The sequence below is a fragment of the Microbulbifer sp. SAOS-129_SWC genome (genome assembly GCF_039696035.1).
Taxonomy (GTDB): domain Bacteria; phylum Pseudomonadota; class Gammaproteobacteria; order Pseudomonadales; family Cellvibrionaceae; genus Microbulbifer.
Genome location: NZ_CP155567.1, coordinates 3,471,471 through 3,491,792, shown reverse-complemented (window position 1 = coordinate 3,491,792; position 20,322 = coordinate 3,471,471). Strand labels below are relative to the sequence as shown.

Here is a 20,322-nt window from a genome sequence, read left to right as displayed (position 1 = left end):
TATGTCGTTGAAACGTACACTCTACTTGCTGGCGCCACTGCTGCTGGCCGCCTGTGGTTCGCAACCCGCGGCCGGTGCGCCGGTGCCGGCGCTGCTGGTGGCGCCGACAACGGCCGTGCGTGCGCAGTTGCAGCAGGTGGTGTCCGAAGCCCTGCACGGCGTGCCGGTGACCCTGGCAGACGACGCGCTGACCCGCGAGAGCCTGCTGCTGATCGAACGCGCACAGCCGCGGGATGCCGGCGGGCGCCTGATCCAGGGGCGCGATCCGGGCGCACCGGCGCAGTTCCGGCTGTTTCTCGGCGGCGGAAACTGCTACCTGCAGCAGCTGCCCAGCGGCCAGCGCTGGGTGCTCGAGGGCGCCGAGTGCGCCGCGGAACAGTAGGCGGCAGAAGGACACCGGGTCGCCGCCTGTCGCTGCTGCTCCAAAGCCCGGTTTTCCGGGATGCTTCTTCCGCGCTTCAGTTACCACCCTTCTGCGGCTGCGGGAAGTTGGGGTAGGCATCGCTGCCCAGGACCGGCTTGCCGTCGACGCGCTGGCCGTAATAACCCGCGTGCTGGTGGTAGCGCTGGCGCAATTTTTCCACATCGCCCTGATAGCGCGGATCCTGTGGCCGTTCCTGTGCGTTGATGTAGGCGGCCACGTCCCAGGCCTGCTGCGGGGTCAGCTGGATGCTTTTGCCCAGCGGCATATTCTCGTGAATGAAGTAGGCCGCGGTGTTGACCCGGTGCATGCCCGCGCCCCAGTTGAAACTGTCGGGCCCCCATAGCGGTGGCAGCGCCGGGACGCCGGCACTGGCGTAGCCCTGGCCGTCGGCGCCGTGGCACAGCTGGCAGTGCTGGCGGTAGACGGTGGCGCCGCGCCGGGGGGAATAGCCGTCGGCGGGCTTTTTCACCAGTGGGTAGCCGCGCCCGGGCAGTTTGGCGCGCTGGTCTACCGGTAGCACTTTAGCGATCTGCTCCGGTAGCGGGAAGTCATCCCGTTTTCCCCCCTTTAACAGTTCTTCGTCGCTCAGCTTCGGCACCGGGCCGGGCACGCCGTATTTGTCCATCAGCGCACCCATCGCCAGCCAGTAGGAGTAGGCGGACAGGGCCACCAGTTCGGGGCTGCCCAGCGGTGGCGGCTTGCCATTCATCGAATAGGTCATACAGCCCTGCAGGCGCTCCTGGTAGCTGTTCACCTTGTCATTTTTTTTGCGGTAGGCGGGGTAGGCGAAGTAGGCGGCCCACATGGGCGCCGCATTGGCGCGGCGGCCGGCGTCCATATGGCAGTTACTGCAGTTGAGCGCGTTGCCCACGCTTTTGCCGCGCAGCTGCTGGGTGTTGACGAACAGCTGGTAGCCGTAGCGGACCTTGTCGCCAAAGGAGCCGGCGGGGATCTTGCCCAGCGCACGGGGCGCCAGGTACGCCTGCGCGTGCGCCTTGGGTTCTGCCGGCAGTTGCGGTTGGCGGTCGGGGAGCTCCTGCGCGCAGAGGATGCCGCTGCACAGAGCGGTGCCAACAAGCATTGGTAGAGAATGTTTCACGGCCGTCTCCTCACTTCAGGTTGGCGAGGTAGGTGGAAAGGGCGTCGATCTCGGCGCCCGAGAGCTTGTTGGCGATGTTGCCCATGATGTTGTCGGGATCGCCCTTGCGCTTGCCCTGCTGCCAGGCGAGCAGCTGGGTCTTCAGGTAATCCGCCTGTTGGCCGGCGAGTCGTGGTATCTGGCCGGCGCCGAGTGTGGCAGGGCCGTGGCAGGTGGCGCAGGCGGGCAGGGTACGCGACCAGTCGCCCTGATAGACAAGCTTCGCTGACGGGTCTGTAAAGACCACCTGCTCGCCGCGCCGCACCGGGGTGACCGGCGCCACCGGTTGTGCGGCGAAGTAGCTGGCGACCTGCTGCAGAGGCTCTCCGCTGATGGTCATGGCCATGGCGTGCATGGTGACGTTCTGGCGGCTGCCGTCCCGGAACAGCTTGACCTGGCGCTGCAGGTATCGCGCCGGCAGCCCGGCCAGGCGCGGACCGAGATTTTTCATCCCCTGGCCCTGCTCGCCGTGGCAGCCGGCGCAGACTTTCGCCTGTTTGGGCAGGTCGGCGGCCAGCGGCGCAGCCGCCAGCAGTGTGGAGAGTGACAGAAAAATGGCTGTTCGCATGGGCTTTTTCCCGGCGGCATCTCCGCTGATCGTGCGGGCTGAGAGGATGAATCCCGACTATAAACAACGCCCCTGGCGCTGGTAAGGCAGGTGGCGCGAATTGCCACTTCGGTTGATGACTATTGCGTCAACAGGGGGGGGGAGTGAAGGCATCAGCAGGGGGGAAGCCGGGGCAGGGCCGGTCTTGCGCCCCGCTCTCGGCCGGGGCGCAGTGGGGCGCCGGGTTCAGCGCAGCAGGTTGGAGAGGCGGGCGTTGGGCTTTTCCGCGGCGCGGTAGATCAGCGCGATCTTGCCGATTTCCTGCACCAGCTCGGCGCCGCTCTTGTCGCACAACTCGCCGATGACCTGGTGGCGCAGCTCGCGGTCGGCTACCACCAGCTTGACCTTGATCAGTTCGTGATCTTCCAGCGCCCGGTTCAGCTCCTCCAGCACACCTTCAGTCAGGCCCTTGCCGGCGACAGTCACCACCGGCTTGAGGTTGTGGCCCAATGTGCGCAGGGCTTTTTTACGGTCGGCCGTTAAAGGCATACAATACTCCGTTACCACTTGATGGATAATTGATTGTAGGAGCGGCCCATGGCCGCGATCGATTTCGGGCCCGGTGCCCGCCGATCGCAGCCATGGGCCGCTCCTGTGAAAGCTGATGTAACTCCAGGTATTGTACCCGATGGGCCGATCAAAGAGCAGTCACCGCTGGCTGCGCGAACATTTCAATGACCACTATGTCAAACAGTCACAGAAAGAGGGCTATCGCTCTCGTGCCAGCTACAAGCTGCAGGAACTGCAGGACAAGGACCGGCTGATCAAGCCCGGCATGACCGTTGTGGACCTGGGGGCGGCACCCGGCGGCTGGTCCCAGGTGGCGATGGAACTGGTGGGTCACAAGGGTCGCGTGCTGGCCTCCGACATCCTGCCGATGGATCCCCTGGCCGGGGTCGACTTCGTGCAGGGGGATTTCACCGAGGAGGCGGTGCTGAACCAGTTGCTGGAGCGGCTGGGTGAAGAGCGCGCCGACCTTGTGATTTCCGATATGGCCCCCAATATGAGTGGTGTGCGGGCTGTGGACCAGCCGGCCTCCATGTACCTGGTGGAACTGGCCGTGGATATGGCGCGCCAGGTGCTGAAACCGGGCGGGGCTTTCGTCGCCAAGGTCTTCCAGGGCGAGGGCTTCGACGAGCTGATCCGCGAGCTGCGCGGCAGCTACAGCAGTGTGGTGACCCGCAAGCCGGGTGCATCCAGACCGCGCTCGCGGGAGGTCTATGTGGTGGCGCGGGGCTTTAAGGGCTGACCCCACCGAACGAAATTGATAGCTGTCCATTTCTGACCGGTACCGCGGATGTGGTATAAGCGTATTCGGCGCCCCGGCGCCGGGCCGCGCAACGGCGGGCCTATACTGGTGGGAATGGATTTGAGTGCTTAACGCAAGAGGGCGACCCCTTTGAACGATATGGCGAAAAACCTTGTACTGTGGTTGATCATCGCGGCGGTACTGCTGATGGTGTTCCAGAATTTCAAGCCGCAGTCCCGGGATGAGTCCCTCAGCTACTCCGAATTTGTGCAGGATGTACAGTCCGGTGAGGTAAACAGTGTCGTGGTCAACGGCCTGGTGATTACCGGCGAGAAATCCGATGGCACTCACTTCAAGACCATCCAGCCACAGATTATCGACGACGAGCTGACCAACGAGCTGGTGCGCAACAACGTCAAGTTCGTCGGCCGTGAACCCGAGTCCCCGAGCATCTGGCAGCAGCTGCTGGTGGCCAGTTTCCCGATCCTGATCATCATTGCGGTGTTCATGTTCTTCATGCGCCAGATGCAGGGCGGTGCCGGCGGTCGCTCCGGCCCCATGGCTTTTGGCAAGAGCAAGGCGCGCCTGTTGGGCGAAGACCAGATCAAGACCACCTTTGCCGACGTGGCGGGTGTGGACGAAGCCAAGGAAGAGGTGCAGGAACTGGTGGAGTTCCTGCGCGATCCGACCAAATTCCAGCGCCTGGGCGGCAATATCCCCCGCGGCGTATTGATGTGCGGGCCGCCCGGTACCGGTAAGACACTGCTGGCCAAGGCCATCGCCGGCGAGGCCAAGGTGCCGTTTTTCTCCATTTCCGGTTCCGACTTCGTCGAGATGTTCGTCGGCGTGGGTGCATCGCGCGTGCGCGACATGTTCGAACAGGCCAAGAAGCAGGCCCCGTGCATCATCTTTATCGATGAGATCGACGCCGTCGGTCGCCACCGGGGTGCCGGTGTTGGCGGCGGTCACGACGAGCGCGAACAGACGCTGAACCAGCTGCTGGTGGAAATGGACGGTTTCGAGGGCAGTGAGGGGGTGATCGTCATCGCCGCCACCAACCGGCCCGACGTGCTCGACCACGCGCTGCTGCGTCCGGGGCGCTTCGACCGCCAGGTCTTCGTCGGCCTGCCGGATATCCGCGGTCGCGAACAGATTCTCAAGGTGCATATGCGCAAGGTGCCGGTCGGCGAGCAGGTGGATGCGCAGACCATCGCCCGCGGTACACCTGGCTTCTCCGGTGCCGACCTGGCCAACCTGGTCAATGAGGCGGCGCTGTTCGCCGCGCGCGCCAATCGCCGCGTGGTGACCATGGAAGAGTTCGAGCGCGCCCGCGACAAGATCATGATGGGCGCCGAGCGCAAATCGATGGTCATGAACGAGAAAGAGAAGATCAATACCGCCTACCACGAGGCCGGCCACGCGATTATCGGCCGCCTGGTGCCGGAACACGATCCGGTGCACAAGGTCACCATTATCCCGCGCGGCCGCGCCCTGGGGGTGACCCAGTTCCTGCCGGAAGAGGACAAGTACAGCCTGTCCAAACGCGCGATCGAGTCGCAGCTGTGTTCCCTGTTCGGCGGCCGTATCGCCGAGGAAATGACCCTCGGCCTGGAGGGCGTGACTACCGGCGCCTCCAACGATATCGAGCGGGCCACCCAGCTGGCGCGCAACATGGTCACCAAATGGGGCCTGTCGGAGAAGCTCGGGCCGTTGCACTACGGCGAAGACGAGCACGGTCAGCCCGGCCAGGGCAGCTCGGTGTCCGGCAACACCTCCAACGACATCGACACCGAGGTGCGCCGCATTATCGACGACTGTTACACCCGCGCGCACAAGCTGTTGGAAGACAACCGCGATATTCTCGAGGCGATGAAAGATGCGCTGATGGAATACGAAACCCTTGACGCGGAGCAGGTGGACGACCTGATGGCGCGGCGCAAGGTGCGTCCGCCGCGAGACTGGCACAACAGTGATTTCGACGGCGGCAGCGGCTCTGTCGGTGAAGCCGGCTCGGGCGACGAAGCGGACAAGGGCAACCCGGTAGGCGGCCCGCTCAACGGACATCAGTAACAGAAGAATGAATGCGGAACGCTGACTGCGGAATGAATTCATTCCTTCCGCAGTCAGCGTTCCGTTTTTTTATTGGCTTATGAAATTACTCTGCGGCAAGCGCACACTGGATCTGACCCGCCCGGTTGTGATGGGCATCCTCAACGCCACCCCGGATTCCTTTTCCGACGGTGGCAGTTACTACGCCAGCGGCACTCTGGATACGCAGCTGGCGCTGGAGCGTGCGCGGCAGATGGTGCGCGAGGGTGCGTCGATCATCGATGTGGGCGGTGAATCCACCCGCCCGGGCGCAGCGGCGGTTTCCCCCGACGAAGAGCTGGCGCGCGTGGTGCCGGTGGTCGAGGCCATTGCCGCCGAGCTGGATGTGGTGATTTCAGTGGATACCAGTACGCCGGCGGTAATCGAAGCCAGCGCGGCTGCCGGTGCCGGCCTGGTCAACGACGTGCGCGCGCTCGAGCGTCCGGGTGCGCTGGAGGCCGCTGCCGCCAGCGGTTTGCCGGTGTGCCTGATGCATATGCGGGGGCAGCCCGGCAATATGCAGCGGGAGCCTGAGTACGACGATGTGGTGGCCGAAGTGGGTGCTTACCTGCTGGCGCGGGCCGAGGCCTGTGTGGCCGTCGGTATACCGCGGCAGCGGCTGCTGTTTGATCCGGGCTTCGGGTTTGGCAAGACCGATCAACACAACCTGGCGCTGTTGCGCCACCTGCCCCAGTTGGCGCCGGCGGATATCCCGCTGCTGGTGGGGATGTCGCGTAAATCGATGGTGGGTCGGCTGCTGGAGCGCAACGTGGACGAACGCCTGCCGGGCAGCCTGGCCCTGGCCATGCTGGCCGCCCAGCGCGGCGCGAGAATTGTGCGCGTGCACGATGTTGCCGCCACGGTAGACGTGCTCAGGATGCAGCAGCTGGTGGATAACCCCGACTGATTACTGCGGTTGGGCATGGCGGCGTGACGCCGAACAAGATAGACACAAAGATGTCGACATAGAGTGGTAAGGATGGCGAGACAATATTTCGGTACCGATGGAATCCGCGGCCGCGTGGGTGAGGGGGCGATCACTCCTGACTTCATGCTGCGCCTCGGTTATGCCGCCGGCAAGGTGTTCGGACAGATGGCCAGCGGCAAGCGCCCGAGCATTCTGATTGGCAAGGACACGCGAGTGTCCGGCTATATGTTCGAGGCTGCGCTGGAGGCGGGGCTGATCAACGCCGGCGTGGACGTGGGCCTGCTGGGGCCGATGCCGACGCCGGCCATCGCCTACTTGACCCGCACTTTCCACGCCCAGGCGGGGATCGTGATCAGCGCGTCCCACAACCCCTATCAGGACAACGGCATCAAGTTCTTCAGCGCCAGCGGCAGCAAGCTGCCGGATCAGGTGGAGCACGATATCGAGGCCGCGCTGGAACTGCCGATGACCACTGCCGCCAACCTGGGTAAGGCCTGGCGCAGCGACGATGCCGCGTCGCGTTATATCGAATTCTGCAAGGCCTCGACCCCCTGGGGCTTCTCCCTGGACGGGATGAATATCGTCCTCGACTGCGCCAATGGCGCCACCTATCACATTGCGCCAAAGGTGTTCCGCGAGCTGGGCGCCGAGGTGACGGCTATTGGTGTTAGCCCGGATGGCCTCAATATCAACCTCGAGTGCGGATCCACCAAGCCCCAGCGGCTGCAGCAGGCGGTGCTGGAGCGTGAAGCCGACCTGGGCATCGCCTTCGATGGCGACGGTGACCGGGTACTGTTTGTCGACCACAATGGCGAACTGGTGGACGGCGACCAGCTGCTGTTCCTGATTGCCTTGCACCGCCAGCAATTCCTCGGTGGTTGTAACGGCGTGGTAGGCACGCAGATGAGCAACTACGGTTTTGAGCTGGCGATGCAGGAGCGCAAGATCCCGTTCCTGCGGGCCAAAGTAGGCGACCGCTACGTGCTGGAAATGATGCAGGCCAACGGCTGGACGCTGGGCGGCGAGTCTTCCGGTCACCTGATCTGTGCCGATGCCACCACCACGGGTGATGGCATTATCGCGGCGCTGCAGGTACTGCGCTCGCTGACTGATTTTGGCGAGCCGCTGCACCAGCTGAAGGGGCGCATGAAGATGCTGCCCCAGCATATGATCAATGTGCACCTCGCCCATCGCGACGGCGTGCTGGATCACACCGACGTCGCCGCCGCCGTTGCCGATGCCGAGCGTGCCCTGGCCGGGCGCGGTCGCGTATTGCTGCGCCCCTCCGGTACCGAACCCCTGATCCGGGTCATGGTCGAGGGGGAAAACCAGCCGCAGGTGGAAGAGCTGGCCGCGGAGATTGCCGCGGTCGTGGAACGAATCGGCAACAGCTGAGCGGGTGGCAAATGCGCCCCGCACGGATTGCAGATTTCAGGTTGTATGTTGGCGGCAATATCGCTAAGATTTGCGCCCCTTGAAGGAGCACACATGCGCACACCGCTGGTAGCAGCTAACTGGAAAATGAACGGCAGCCGCGAGTTTGCCGAAGGGTTTTTCACGGCGCTGGACCTCGAGGACTCGGGGGCCGAAGTGGTTATCTGCCCGCCCTTTCCCTACCTGTCCCTGGTGGCAGATCGGGTGGCGAACAGAGCCATCGCCCTGGGGGCGCAAAACCTCAGTCACGAGGCCGCCGGTGCTTACACCGGTGAAGTTTCCGCCGCCATGCTGCGGGATGTGGAAACGCGCTATGTGATTGTGGGCCACTCGGAGCGCCGCAGCCTCTACGGCGAAAGCAGCGAGCTGGTGGCGAGCAAGTTCGTCGCCGCGCAGGAAAGCGGCCTGGTGCCGATTCTGTGTGTGGGGGAAACCCTGCAGGAGCGCGAAGAGGGCTGGGCGCTGGATGCTATCGCCGCGCAGCTGCAGGCGGTGCTCGACAGGGTGGTCGCCGACGACCTGAAGCGTGCGGTTGTCGCCTACGAGCCGGTCTGGGCGATCGGTACAGGCAGGACCGCCACACCGGAACAGGCGCAGGAAGTGCACGGCTTTATCCGCGAACGCCTCGGCAGTGCCGGCGACGCGGTCAGAATCCTCTACGGAGGCAGCGTCAAGAGCGGCAATGCCACGGCACTGTTTTCACAGGCGGATATCGACGGGGCGCTGGTAGGTGGTGCCTCGCTGGATGCGGAAGAATTCGGTAAAATCTGCCGCGCCGCCGCACAGTAAAGAATGTAAAATGCGGGCGCACCCTACCGGTGGCCCGGAACGCAGGTTGCGAAAACCTCAATAGCAGGCTTCCTGAAAATGGAAAAATTGGTTTTAGTCATACACGTCCTGACCGCGCTGAGCATTATCGGCCTGATTCTGCTGCAGCAGGGTAAGGGTGCTGAAGCGGGTGCCTCTTTCGGTTCCGGTGCTTCACAGACAGTCTTCGGCAGCCAGGGCAGCGGTAACTTCTTTTCCCGCCTGACCGCTATCATGGCCACTGTATTTTTCGTGACCAGTATCGGCCTGGCACTGCTGGCAAAGCGCAGCTCCGATACCAATGTCGATGCGGATCTGCCGCAAGCGCCCGCGGCAGTCGAGCAGAAGGCTGCACCTGCACCTGCAGCTGCACCGAAGCCCGAGAGCGACGTGCCGCAGATGGAAGAATCCAAGCCGGCAGCGGACGTCCCCAGTGCGGACGACATTCCGGCCGCCGATGCGCCCAAGTCCGAAGCCGGTGAGGCTTCCAAGCAGGGTGGTCAGCAAGAGGAACCGCAACAGTAAACGTTTTTAGCCCAGGTGGTGGAATTGGTAGACACGCTATCTTGAGGGGGTAGTGAGCTATGCTCGTGCGGGTTCAAGTCCCGCCCTGGGCACCACATAGAAAAGCATCCGCAGTGCGGATGCTTTTTTTTTTACCTGCGGATTTTGCTATTGGATCGGTGCACAGCGGGTGCCGAACCGCGCACCGGTAAGGTGCGCGGATCCCATTGCGGGCAGAAGGCGAAAAATGGCCGCGCATCCGGTGGTCGTGTCAGGGGTGCCGTTCTGTAGCCCGCCGGATATTCTCCATACTCTTGTTCTTTCGCTTTTAGCGACTTGATGCCCGCACCGGCAAAAATTCCGCTGAGCCGTATCTGTGCGTGCGTGCCGATATTGTGCTGCAGGGTCACCGTGCAGCGCGCACAGTTTTGCGGTGGCGATCCGGAAAATTGCGTACGTGATCACTCTTTAACGTAGTCGGGCATGCCATGCCTGGGCCGTTGCGTAGAAAAAAATCCAGCCGGTGGAAAAACTATGTCACCGCAGCGCGATAAATTGATCTGGCTCGGATGCTCGATATTTGACCTGTCTCACATATGGCTGTACCCGGATTGCAATACAATCCCGCAGGCTAAAAGCCCCTGTTTACAGAGAATTTCCCAGCGGCTGACCAACGGTCGCGGCGTCCACGGCGCTCATTGTTAGAGGTAGGGTCAGAGGTAGTGAACATGTTCAGAATTCTACAGTTAACAATACTCATGTTGCTGTCGTCGGTCGCTTTTGCGCAGGCAGCGCAAGAAGTCAGTCGTGATGAAATTCGCGGGCTGGACGAACAGATCCAGGGCGTCAAGAAAGACGTGATTGGCTTGACCTCACAGCTGGCGCAGCTTGAGGAAAAATTACTCTACCCGTCCAATACCCAGGTTTCATTTTTTGTATCCCTGCAAGGCGCCAGTGCGTTCAATCTGGAGTCGGTGGAGATTACCCTCGACAACGAAGTCGTTGCCCATCACCTGTACACCTACAGGGAGATTGAGGCGCTGCACAAAGGCGGTGTGCAAAAGATCTACACCGGCAATCTGCAGACGGGAAGCCACCCACTGCAGGTGCACTTTATCGGTAAGTCCGAGTCCGGCAAGGACCGGCAGGCCACTGCCAGCTACAAGGTGGACAAGGCCGTGGGACCGAAGTTTGTCGAGATAAAAATAGCCGGTACCGAGTCTGCGATTAATTTCAAGGACTGGTAATCATGCGTACCAGAGCGGTTCATACTCTGCCCGGCGCTGTACAGACTTCGCTGCGGGTACTGGCGGCGACGCTGGGATTTTTACCTGCCCTGCTGCTGGCCGCTCCCTCCGCGGAGCACAGCCTGCCGGCCGAGCACAATTTGAAGGATCTCTTCTTTGGTGAGGCCATGTTCCAGGCCTACCAGCACAACTATTTCGATGCCATCGTCGAACTCGATGATGAGCTGGACCAGTACAGCCACCTGGATGAGCCGGAGCTGGATCCGTTTACTGCGCATCTCGGGCAGGCGCAGTTCTCCGTCGGTGACCTGGAGCTCTCCTATCGGATGCACCGTGCCGCCGGCCGCGCTATTGAAGCTGTGCTCAACGGCGATGTGCCACAGCCGGTGCGCAATGAAGCCGCCTACCGCCTGGCCAAAATCCAGTATCACAAGCAACAGCCGCGCAATGCACTGCACGCGCTGGAACTGATTCACGGCAAAGTGCCGGAGCGCGTACGCCCGGAGGAGCAGTTCCTGCGCGCACGGGTGTACATGGAGCTGGGCCGTCTCGATGAGGCGGTGGCGCTGTTGAAGGATCTCGAGGGCGAGAGCAGTCTGGATGGCTTCGTCGAGTACAACCTTGGCATTGCCCTGCTCAAATCGGGCCACGAGGAGCAGGGTCTGCAGGAACTGACCGCGCTGGGCAAGCGCAGTAGCTCCGATCCGGCCCGGCAGGCGCTATACGACAAAACCAACATGCTGCTGGGCAGCCGTCTTATGGATGCCGGCAAGCTGGATCTGGCGCGCCCGTATTTCGATCGCGTACATCTGGAAGGCCCCTTCTCCAACCGTGCCCTGCTTGGCGCCGGCTGGGTGGAAGCGCGTGCGGGTCGATTCGATCGCGCGTTGGTACCCTGGAAAATGCTGCAGAAACGCCAGGGCACTGACAAGGCCGTGCAGGAGGCGATGCTCGCGGTTCCTTATGCCTACGGCCAGCTCGATGTCTACAGTACCGCGGCGATCAACTATGGCCGTGCTCTGGACGCTTTCGGTCGTGAAATCGATACCCTGAACGCCTCGATCAATAGCATTCGTAAAGGCAAGTTTCTCGAAGCGCTGCGACGCAAGGAGGCAGACCAGGTGCAGAACTGGGTGGTGGCCCTGCGCAAAATTCCCGGTGCCCCTGAGACCCATTACTTGCTGGACCTGATGGCTTCCAACGACTACCAGGAGTTTTTGCACAACTACCGCGACTTGAACGACCTGCACGAGCGCAACAAAACCTGGCTCAAAAATCTCAGCGCTTACGAAGACCTGATCCAGCGGCGACGCAATTACTATGAGCCGCTGCTGCCGGACCTGGATCGCAAATTTCGCCGGTTGGATGCCCGTATCAAGTTGCGTATCGAGCAGCGGGATAAGTTTGCCGCGCGCATCGAGCAGATGCTGGTAACGCGACGCCCTGAATATCTGGCCACTGCCGATGAGCAGGAATCACTGTTGCAGCTGAAACAGCTGCACAATCAATTGCCGACCAAGGGCAATGCGCAAGCGCGCGCGCGTATCGCGCGGCTCAAGGGCATTCTCGACTGGCGCCTGGCGACACAGTATGACGACCGCCTGACGAAAGCCTACAAACATCTGCAGCAACTCAATACCGAGATTGATTCCCTGCAGACCGTCTACCGATCCTACGTGCGCGGCCGCCAGGCGGCGACCCAGAGCTATATCGGTTACAACGATACTATTGACCGTCTGCGGGCGCAGATCGAGCATACACAGGGGCGTCTGGAGACACTGATGGCGCGCCAGGGCAATATGCTGGAAACGCTGGCCATCAACGAGCTCGACCATCGTCGCGCACAACTGGAAAGCTACCAGATCAAAGCGCGTTTCGCCCTGGCGGACAGCTACGACCGCGCGAACGAGCTGCAGGAGCAGCGCAGCGACCAGCGCAAGATCGAGATGCACAAAGCCGCCGGGGGCGAGTCCCTACCACAGGACAACCCACCAGAGCTGGAAGCCCCGTCGGGCGACTCGGATCAGACGCCGACCGGGGAAGGGAAAAAGCCGTCCAGCCAATCGGTTGAGAAGGAGGGCGAGCAGTGAAGCCCCTGACGAAATCCGCTCTTGCCAGTGCGATATCGCTGCGCCGCTGTGCCACCGTGGCGTCGGTCGCGGTACTTCTGCACGGTTGCGCGGCGACCAGTGACCGCGGCCGCATCGGTAGCCTGCAGCGCGTCGATATCGAGGTCAAGGAAGAGCATATCGATGGCAGCCTGGAAAAGGCGCTGGCCGGCTACCAGAAATACCTGCAGGAAACGCCGGAAACCGCGCTGACGCCGGAGGCGATTCGGCGTATCGCCGACCTCAAAATCAAGCAGGCGCACCGCGCCGAGGATCGTGCCGTCGATGGCGCCGCGGCCGCTGCTACCGGCAGTGGTGCCGTGGTTTCAATCGATGCCGATCGGGATCAGGGCTCGGGCCAAAAGCTCGACGCGCCCAGCCACGTTGGTGTGCCGCTCGCGGCAGCCGCCACGGCCGCTTCGGCACCCACTGCCGCGGGCCCGGCGGAGTCGGACGTCGATTTCGAAGCCCGCGCTACTGCCGGGGTCGATATTCCCACCAGCGACGCGCCGCCGGCGGCTCCCGGTGACAATCCGGATGCCATGCTGGCTGCCAATGCCAGTGAGGCGATCGAGCTCTACCGCAAGTTGCTGGTCAAATACCCGCTCTACGACCGTAACGACCAGGTCATGTATCAGCTCTCCCGCGCCTATGAGGAAACCGGAGCTATCGACCAGGCGGTAGAGGTGCTGCGCCAGTTGGTAGCGAAGTACCCGAACTCGCGCCATCTCGACGAATCCTATTTCCGCCTGGGTGAATATTACTTTACCCGTAAAAAATACCTGGATGCCGAAGAGGCCTACGGCAAGGTCATCGACCTCGGCGTCACGTCGAGTTTTTACGAACTGGCGCTGTACAAGCGCGGCTGGTCCCTGTTCAAGCAGGAAATGTACGAGATGGCGCTCGATGATTTCATGGCCATGCTCGACTACAAGGTGTCGAAAGGCTACGACTTCGAGCAGCAGGATAACAAGGTCGAGCGCAAGAATGTCGAGGATGCCTTTCGGGTTGTCAGCCTGAGCTTCTCCTATCTCGGCGGCGCCGACATGATTGTCGACTACTTCTCGCGCAAGGGCGCGCGGAATTACGAGTCGCTGGTATACAGCCACCTGGGTGAGTACTACCTGGACAAGCGCCGTTATCAGGACGCCGCCAAGGCTTATACCACCTTTGTCGAGCGCAATCCGTTGCACAAGGTCTCGGCCAACTTCTCCATGCGCGTCATCGATATCTACCAGAAGGGTGGTTTCCCCAAGCTGGTGCTGGATGCCAAGAAGGACTTCGCCACCACCTATGCGCTCGACGCCCGCTACTGGAGCGTGTTTGATATCAACGAATACGGCGATGTGGTTGACTTCCTGCAGACCAACCTGATCGACCTGGCCAGTCACTACCACGCCGCCTACCAGAACAAGAAGCTCAAGGATCACAAGGCCGAGAACTATGCGGAAGCCATCCACTGGTACCGCAAATACCTGAAATCCTTCAGCGACAAGCCGCGTGCACCAGAAATCAATTTCCAGCTCGCCGAGCTGATGCTGGAAAACCGCGATTTCCACGGCGCCGCAGTGGAATACGAGCGCACCGCCTACGCATACCCGAAGCACAAGCATTCCAGTGAGGCCGGTTACGCGGCGGTCTACGCCTATCGCCAGAATCTCGATACGGTGCTCAAGGGAGCGCCCGCCGATCAGCGTGATCCGGCCACCCGGGATGTCATTCGCTCGTCGCTGCAGTTCGCCGATACCTTCCCCAAACATGCGAAGGCCGCCAAGGTCATGGTGGGCGCGGTAGACGACCTGTACAAACTCAAAGACTATCCGCAGACCATCAGCAATGGCCACCTGCTGCTGGAGAAATTCCCCACTGCCGACCGCAAAATCCGTCGCTCCGCCTGGCTGCTGGTGGCCCACGCCTCCTTCGACACCAAGGCGTTTGCCGATGCTGAAAAAGGATACGGGCAGGCGCTGGCGCTGACCGCGCCGGATGCCAAAGACCGCGCCGGCCTGGTGGACAACCTGGCCGCCTCGATCTACCAGCAGGGCGATCTGGCGCGCAAGCAGGAAGACTATGCCAGCGCTGCCGAGCACTTCCTGCGCATTCGCAAAGTAGCGCCGGGTGCCTCTATTCTACCCACGGCCGAGTACGATGCCGCGGCCTCGTTGATCGTATTGAAAGACTGGAGTCGTGCTGCCGACGTACTCAAGGCGTTCCGCCAGCATTTCCCCAATCACAAGCTGATCAAGGATGTCACCAAGAAGCTGGCGGTGGTCTATCAGGAGAGCGGCGAATTGCTGCTGGCGGCCGCCGAATTCGAGCGCATCGAGCGGGAATCTGAAGACGACGCGGTGCGCCGCGAGGCGCTGACCCAGGCCGCGGATCTGTATATCGCGGCCAAGTCCAGCGACAAAGCCCTGCGGGTGCTGCGCCGTTACGTGAAGCTGTTCCCGAGCCCGATGGAGCCGGCGCTGGAAACTCGGCAAAAGATTGCCGATCTGTGCAAAGCCGCCGGACAGCACAAGCAGTACATGGAAGAATTGCGGCAGATGGTGCGTACCGAGGCCCGGGGTGGAGAGGCGCGCAACGACCGCACCCGCTATCTCGCCGGTAACGCGGCGCTGGCGCTGGCGGAGCCCAAGTTCGAGGCATTCACGCAGGTGAAGCTGGTGGCGCCGATCAAGCAAAACCTGAATGCCAAGCGTGTGCGCATGAAGGCAGCCATCAGCGCCTACTCGGAGCTGATCGACTACCAGGTCGCGGACGTCACCGCCGCCGCTACCTACTATCTGGCGGAGATCTATCTGCATTTCAGTCGCGCGCTGAAAAACTCCGAGCGGCCCACCAACCTGACTCCGCTGGAACTCGAGGAGTACGAACTGGCATTGGAAGACCAGATTTACCCGTTCGAGGACAAGGCCATTTCGGTGCACAAGAAAAATATCGAGTTGCTCGGCATGGGCATCTACAACCAGTGGATCGCCAAGAGTATCGACAAGCTGGCCGGTCTGGTGCCGGCCCGCTTTGCCCGCAAAGAGGATGCCGACAACTACATGGAAACCATTGTGCCGGTGAAACCGGATGTGGCTGATGCCGGGTCCGATTCCGCTGCCCCGACCGGGAGTTGATGACTGATGTTTAGTGTATTGGCCAATATTCGACGGCTGCCGCGGGCGGCCGCCGCGCTCGCCCTACTGTCAACGCTGGCGCTATTGGCATCTTGCGCCTCGACCCCGACGCGTGAAAAAGGGACCGGTGACCTGTCATCGATACATGTTTCCGGCAGCGTGAACCGGGATTTCGAGCGTTCACTCGAATTCCTGAAGGGCGAGCAATACCCGGAAGCCATTGAGCTGCTGCAGGAAGTCATCAAGCGGGAGAAGCGCCTGCCCGCGCCCTACGTCAACCTGGGCATCGCGTACAAGAAATCTGGCAATGAAAAAAATGCGGAAGAGGCTTTTCTGCACGCACTGGAAGTTGCCCCCAACCATGCAGTGGCGGCCAATGAACTGGCCGTGCTGTACCGGGAGCAGGGCCGCTTTGCCGAGGCGCGGAAACTCTATACCGGCGCCCTGGCGGAGAACCCGGATTATCTGCCGCTGGTAAAGAATCTGGGAATTTTATGTGATCTCTATCTGCAAGATGTCCCGTGCGCTCTGGCACAATTCCAGCACTACCTCGAGTTGGAGCCGGACGACAAGGACGTGACCATCTGGGTCGCGGACCTGAAAAGAAGGCATGGATAACCAAAGAAAGGCCCGGAAAATGAAAGTGCAGCATCAATACCCGCTTTTGGCTCTGTTGTTGTCCTCGATGCTGGCGGTGACTGTGCCGGCAGCTGCAGAGGAAGCATCGGCGAAAAAAGCGCAAGGCGCGGCGAAAAATACCGCGGCCAAGAAGGTGGATAACGAGGTCAAGGAGCTTTCCGGTATCTCCATTATCGGCAACAAGGAAGCGCCCAAGTCACTGTATATCGTGCCCTGGAAGAGTTCCGAAGTGGGTGTCGAGAGCGATCTGGTGTCCAGTCTGATGGATGACAAACTGCAGCCGCTGGACAAGGAAGTATTCATGCGTGAGCTGGATTTCTACCGCCTGAGCCAGTCTGACGACTAATGACTGCGGCAACACCACCGCATAGATCGCAGAAGCGCGCGTAAGTTAGCAACGAATTCGCCCGGAATATCGGGCCGATAGACACAGGGCCTGGCGCCCGGTAACCAATCAAAAAATGATCTCGTTTTAAGAGGGCTTGTGATGGACTTTTTCAACAGCGTAATCGCGTTCTTCCAAACGGGGGGTACCTTTATGTACCCCATCCTGGCGGTAGCCGCGCTGGGTTTGGCGGTGACGATAGAGCGCTATATCCGTCTGGTGTATGAGCGCCATACCAACCGCGGTATGTGGGACAAACTGCAGCCGGTGCTGAATTCCGGTGATTTCGATCGCGCCCGCAATCTGGTCAAGCAGGACGATTCCGGGGTCAGCAAGGTGCTGGCAATGGGACTGGAGCGCCAGGGGGCTGTGCGCCGTCGTGAAGATATCGAGATCGCGATGGAAGAGGCAATGATGGAGATCATTCCACAGCTGGAGAAGCGTACACCCTATATCGCGCTCTTTTCCAATATTGCCACGCTGCTCGGTCTGCTGGGTACGATTATGGGCCTGATCGAGGCATTTACAGCGGTGGCCAACGCCAACCCGGCGGAAAAGGCCGATCTGCTGTCCGCCAGTATCTCCGTAGCGATGAACACCACGGCCTTTGGTCTGATGACCGGTATTCCGCTGCTGCTGGCCCACGCCTGGCTGAACTCGCTGACCGGCGAGATTGTCGACAGCCTGGAAATGGTATCCGTCAAGGCGCTGAACCTCATTTCCATGTCCAGTCGTCGCCGTCGCGACAATGAAGCCGGCAAAGAGGCTGTCGTTACCGAGAGTGCTGATGTGACTGCAGAATTGAACTCCGCCGCGCAGTCGACAGAGGACACTGTAGCTGAAGACGCGGGTTCGCCAGCGGCGGAAGCCGCCGTTGCTGAGGCCGACGCCGACCAGCAAGTGGAAAAAGTGTAATGAGAAGCCGGCGCCACGCGAAAAGCAAAGAAGCTCCGGAGCTGGATATCACTGCCTTCCTCAATCTGATGGTGGTGTTGGTGCCTTTCCTGCTGGTTTCGGCCGTGTTTTCCCGGGTTACCATCCTGGAGCTAAATATGCCCAGCGGCGCCGGCGGCGGCGCGCCCGATGAAAAGGCCATTACCGTGGAAGTGGTCGTACGCAAGGATGCCCTGGAAGTCAGCGACGGTGAAAAGGTTATCGCGCGCTTTCCGAACCTGAACAAGCGTGATGACGCCGCGCAGGCTGAGTCTGATGCGGCGACAGCTGAACCGGCCGCAGATGCCGAGGGTGAGCAGGCGGCTGATGCCAACGCCGTACTGCCGACCGGCGACGTCTACGATCTGGAAAAGCTGAGCCGTTTCCTGCTCAAGATCAAGGGCAGTTACCCGGACAAGACCGACGCCACTTTGTTGATGGAACCCAATATTGCCTACGAGTACCTGGTGGGCGTCATGGATAGGGTGCGGGCTGCCGAGGTCCGGCAGGAAGGCAGTGACCCGGAAGATCCTGACGCTGTAGAGCACGTGGTCCTGTTCCCGGATATATCCATAGGAGATGCGCCGTGAGGAGAGAAAGTCGACGCATGAAGCGCATGGCGCGAAGCCATAAGCGCAAGAAAACACAGGGCATGAACCTGACCTCCCTGATGGACGTTTTCACAATCCTGGTGTTCTTCCTGCTGACCAACACCTCCAGCAACGAAGCGCTGGAGCCGCCCAAAGTGATTACCCTGCCGGACTCGGTGGTGGAAACCAAGCCGCGTGAGACGGTGACGCTGATGGTGACCGACAAGGAAATCCTGGTGGAGTCCCGGCCGGTGGTGGCCACCAGCGAAGTGATCGACAGTAAAGGCACGGTTATCCAGGCGATCAAGGACGCGATGGTTGCGCAGATGGACAAAGCCATCACCGTCGCCAAGGCGGAACAGGCAAAACAGGCGGAAGGGGCCGATGGGGCCGAAGGGGAAGACGACGCGAACCAGCCGGAGCCACCGGAAGTCAATATTCTTGCCGACAGAACCGTTCCGTTCAGTCTGCTCAAGAAGGTGATGTCCAGTTGTACCGATGCCGGTTATACACGAGTCTCTCTCGCGGTCATTCAGAAAGCAGCTCAAGGTTAGTGGAAGTTTGTGAGTAATTTTCTTCAACAAAAACAGGCGGTGAGCGGCGAACTGGAAGCGGTCCGCCGCCGCTTGCAGGTGCTTGAAGGCGAGCGGCAGCAGATAGACAGCAAGCTGGATCAGCTGCGTAAGGATGGCGCCAAGCACCAGCTGCTGGATGAGATATCCGAACGCCTGGACAAGCTGGAAGAGGTCGGTGCCGGCGAGCTGTTCTGGGCGGATGACTACCGAGAGGATGCATCCCGGACGATCATTCGGCGCATCCAGCATACCGTCAGTATCTACAATGCCAATATCGACCTGCTGCAGGAGCGCCACCGCCGTGTGCAGGCCAAGATAGCGGATTGTGAAGACGACATCGTTGATCTGGATGAGCGTGCCGAGCGGATTCGTACCGAAGAGGAAGAATCCAAGTTCGAGTTCGAGATAACCCGTGAACTGGAAGCACCGAAAATACGCCCGGCGCTGATGCCCTGGCACACCAACGGTGAAGACGAGCGGCGCTTCCGCCGCTGTGTATTGGCTTCCCTGTTGGTTGCCCTGTTACTCGGCTATCTGGTGCCCCTGTGGACCATTCCCAAGCCGGACAAAAACAAGGCGGTGGAAATTCCCGAGCGCCTGGCCAAGCTGGTAATCGAGAAGAAGAGCAAGCCCAAGCCGCCGCCGGAGCAGGTGCAGCCGCAGAAAGAAAAAGAAAAGGAGAAAAAACCCGAGCCCAAACAGCAGGTGGCGAAAGAGGAGCCCAAGCCCTCCAAGGCCGAGAAGAAGAAGGCTCGCAAGAAGGCCGAGCATTCTGGTGTGCTGGCATTCAAGGACAACTTCCAGGATCTTATCGAGGACGACCTGGATGACCGTCTCGGCAAACGCACCCAGCTAAGCACGGCCGGCAAGAAGGAAAACCGCAGTCAGCGTTCGTTGATTACGGCAGCGGCCAAGGCCGGCAGTGGCGGCATCAACACCGCCAGTCTCAGTCGCAATGTTGGCGGTGCGGGGTCGTCGCTGGAAGGTGTGGCCTTTACACGGGTGGAGAGCTCGATCGGTACCGAGGGGGATTTCGCCGGCGAGGACCGGCCGCTCAGCGATGGCGCGGGGCCGTCCCGTACCGACGAAGAGATCCAGATTGTCTTCGACCGCTACAAGTCTTCGCTGTATCGCATCTACAATCGCGAGCTGCGCAACAACCCGGCGTTGCAGGGCAAGATGGTGCTGAAGATCACCATCGAACCAGACGGTTCGGTGTCCATGGCCAAGGTACAGTCGAGCGATATGGATTCGCCGGCGCTAAACGCCAAAATTGTCGCGCGGGTGAAGCGCTTCAACTTCGGTCCCAAGGCTGGTGTACCCACCATCACCATCCTTTACCCGATCGACTTCCTCCCCGCCGGTTGATATGGCGGGCCCGGGCGAGGAGCAATTCCTTGCCTTGGGGTAAGGAATTGCTCGCGTGAAGTCTTGTCGGGATTAGCCACAGGGATGTGGCGATCAAGCGACCCGCCGTAACAGCCGCGCACGTAGGCAAAATTATAGGAAGGCGGTTACGGTCTGCGATGAAGGGTAATTGC

At 61.0% G+C, this 20,322-nt stretch carries 19 protein-coding genes and 1 tRNA gene; 17 read left to right on the top strand and 3 right to left on the bottom strand.

All coding sequences use genetic code 11. From position 1 onward, the window contains the following. Position 1 precedes the first annotated feature (1 nt). The gene (locus ABDK11_RS15075; protein ID WP_346837339.1) at positions 2-382 is read left to right on the top strand and encodes a hypothetical protein; all 381 of its coding nucleotides are present in this window, start codon (positions 2-4) and stop codon (positions 380-382) included. A 76-nt stretch (positions 383-458) separates the two neighbouring features. Here the strand turns inward: ABDK11_RS15075 and ABDK11_RS15070 are convergent, their stop codons facing one another. The 3 genes from ABDK11_RS15070 to ABDK11_RS15060 all read right to left on the bottom strand — a co-directional run bounded on the left by ABDK11_RS15070 (position 459) and on the right by ABDK11_RS15060 (position 2,658). After that, positions 459-1,523, bottom strand: coding sequence for a c-type cytochrome (locus ABDK11_RS15070; RefSeq protein ID WP_346837338.1), 1,065 nt, complete (start codon positions 1,521-1,523; stop codon positions 459-461). Between the two features lie 10 nt (positions 1,524-1,533). Then, the gene (locus tag ABDK11_RS15065) at positions 1,534-2,130 is read right to left on the bottom strand and encodes a c-type cytochrome (RefSeq protein WP_346837337.1); all 597 of its coding nucleotides are present in this window, start codon (positions 2,128-2,130) and stop codon (positions 1,534-1,536) included. Positions 2,131-2,355: 225 nt separating this feature from the next. Continuing rightward, on the bottom strand, positions 2,356-2,658 hold the full coding sequence (locus tag ABDK11_RS15060; RefSeq protein WP_346837336.1) for a YhbY family RNA-binding protein: 303 nt from the start codon (positions 2,656-2,658) through the stop codon (positions 2,356-2,358). A gap of 139 nt (positions 2,659-2,797) precedes the next feature. On the opposite strand from ABDK11_RS15060, the gene rlmE reads away from it, so the two are divergent. From rlmE to ABDK11_RS14980, 16 genes are all read left to right on the top strand, one after another. Continuing rightward, positions 2,798-3,418, top strand: a complete 621-nt coding sequence (gene rlmE / locus ABDK11_RS15055) for a 23S rRNA (uridine(2552)-2'-O)-methyltransferase RlmE (protein WP_346837335.1) — start codon at positions 2,798-2,800, stop codon at positions 3,416-3,418. A 159-nt stretch (positions 3,419-3,577) separates the two neighbouring features. Next, entirely contained in the window at positions 3,578-5,488 is a 1,911-nt protein-coding gene (gene ftsH, locus ABDK11_RS15050; protein ID WP_346837334.1) for an ATP-dependent zinc metalloprotease FtsH, read from the top strand. A gap of 79 nt (positions 5,489-5,567) precedes the next feature. Further along, the gene (gene folP, locus ABDK11_RS15045; RefSeq protein ID WP_346837333.1) at positions 5,568-6,413 is read left to right on the top strand and encodes a dihydropteroate synthase; all 846 of its coding nucleotides are present in this window, start codon (positions 5,568-5,570) and stop codon (positions 6,411-6,413) included. Positions 6,414-6,485: 72 nt separating this feature from the next. Next, entirely contained in the window at positions 6,486-7,829 is a 1,344-nt protein-coding gene (gene glmM / locus ABDK11_RS15040; protein WP_346837332.1) for a phosphoglucosamine mutase, read from the top strand. Positions 7,830-7,922: 93 nt separating this feature from the next. After that, a complete protein-coding gene (gene tpiA / locus ABDK11_RS15035; protein ID WP_346837331.1) occupies positions 7,923-8,657 on the top strand; it encodes a triose-phosphate isomerase in 735 nt (244 codons plus the stop codon). A gap of 78 nt (positions 8,658-8,735) precedes the next feature. Continuing rightward, positions 8,736-9,200, top strand: a complete 465-nt coding sequence (gene secG / locus ABDK11_RS15030) for a preprotein translocase subunit SecG (RefSeq protein ID WP_346837330.1) — start codon at positions 8,736-8,738, stop codon at positions 9,198-9,200. A gap of 9 nt (positions 9,201-9,209) precedes the next feature. Continuing rightward, positions 9,210-9,295, top strand: a tRNA-Leu gene (locus ABDK11_RS15025). A 612-nt stretch (positions 9,296-9,907) separates the two neighbouring features. Beyond that, entirely contained in the window at positions 9,908-10,426 is a 519-nt protein-coding gene (locus tag ABDK11_RS15020) for a hypothetical protein (protein WP_346837329.1), read from the top strand. A gap of 2 nt (positions 10,427-10,428) precedes the next feature. Then, complete coding sequence (locus ABDK11_RS15015) at positions 10,429-12,516, top strand: tetratricopeptide repeat protein (RefSeq protein ID WP_346837328.1); 2,088 nt, start codon at positions 10,429-10,431, stop codon at positions 12,514-12,516. Continuing rightward, the gene (locus ABDK11_RS15010; protein ID WP_346837327.1) at positions 12,513-15,659 is read left to right on the top strand and encodes a tetratricopeptide repeat protein; all 3,147 of its coding nucleotides are present in this window, start codon (positions 12,513-12,515) and stop codon (positions 15,657-15,659) included. Before ABDK11_RS15015 ends, ABDK11_RS15010 begins: the two co-directional genes overlap by 4 nt. Before the next feature lie 18 nt (positions 15,660-15,677). Continuing rightward, on the top strand, positions 15,678-16,277 hold the full coding sequence (locus ABDK11_RS15005; protein WP_346837326.1) for a tetratricopeptide repeat protein: 600 nt from the start codon (positions 15,678-15,680) through the stop codon (positions 16,275-16,277). Beyond that, positions 16,270-16,644 (top strand): hypothetical protein, encoded by a 375-nt coding sequence (locus ABDK11_RS15000; protein WP_346837325.1) that lies wholly within the window; start codon positions 16,270-16,272, stop codon positions 16,642-16,644. The genes ABDK11_RS15005 and ABDK11_RS15000 overlap by 8 nt, the downstream gene beginning before the upstream one ends. A gap of 192 nt (positions 16,645-16,836) precedes the next feature. Further along, complete coding sequence (locus ABDK11_RS14995) at positions 16,837-17,598, top strand: MotA/TolQ/ExbB proton channel family protein (RefSeq protein ID WP_346837324.1); 762 nt, start codon at positions 16,837-16,839, stop codon at positions 17,596-17,598. Further along, positions 17,598-18,206: a biopolymer transporter ExbD gene (locus tag ABDK11_RS14990; RefSeq protein ID WP_346837323.1), complete on the top strand. Its 609-nt coding sequence runs from the start codon at positions 17,598-17,600 to the stop codon at positions 18,204-18,206. Before ABDK11_RS14995 ends, ABDK11_RS14990 begins: the two co-directional genes overlap by 1 nt. Then, the gene (locus ABDK11_RS14985) at positions 18,203-18,760 is read left to right on the top strand and encodes a biopolymer transporter ExbD (RefSeq protein WP_346837322.1); all 558 of its coding nucleotides are present in this window, start codon (positions 18,203-18,205) and stop codon (positions 18,758-18,760) included. The genes ABDK11_RS14990 and ABDK11_RS14985 overlap by 4 nt, the downstream gene beginning before the upstream one ends. Before the next feature lie 9 nt (positions 18,761-18,769). Continuing rightward, the gene (locus ABDK11_RS14980) at positions 18,770-20,149 is read left to right on the top strand and encodes a TonB family protein (protein WP_346837321.1); all 1,380 of its coding nucleotides are present in this window, start codon (positions 18,770-18,772) and stop codon (positions 20,147-20,149) included. Positions 20,150-20,322 lie beyond the last annotated feature (173 nt).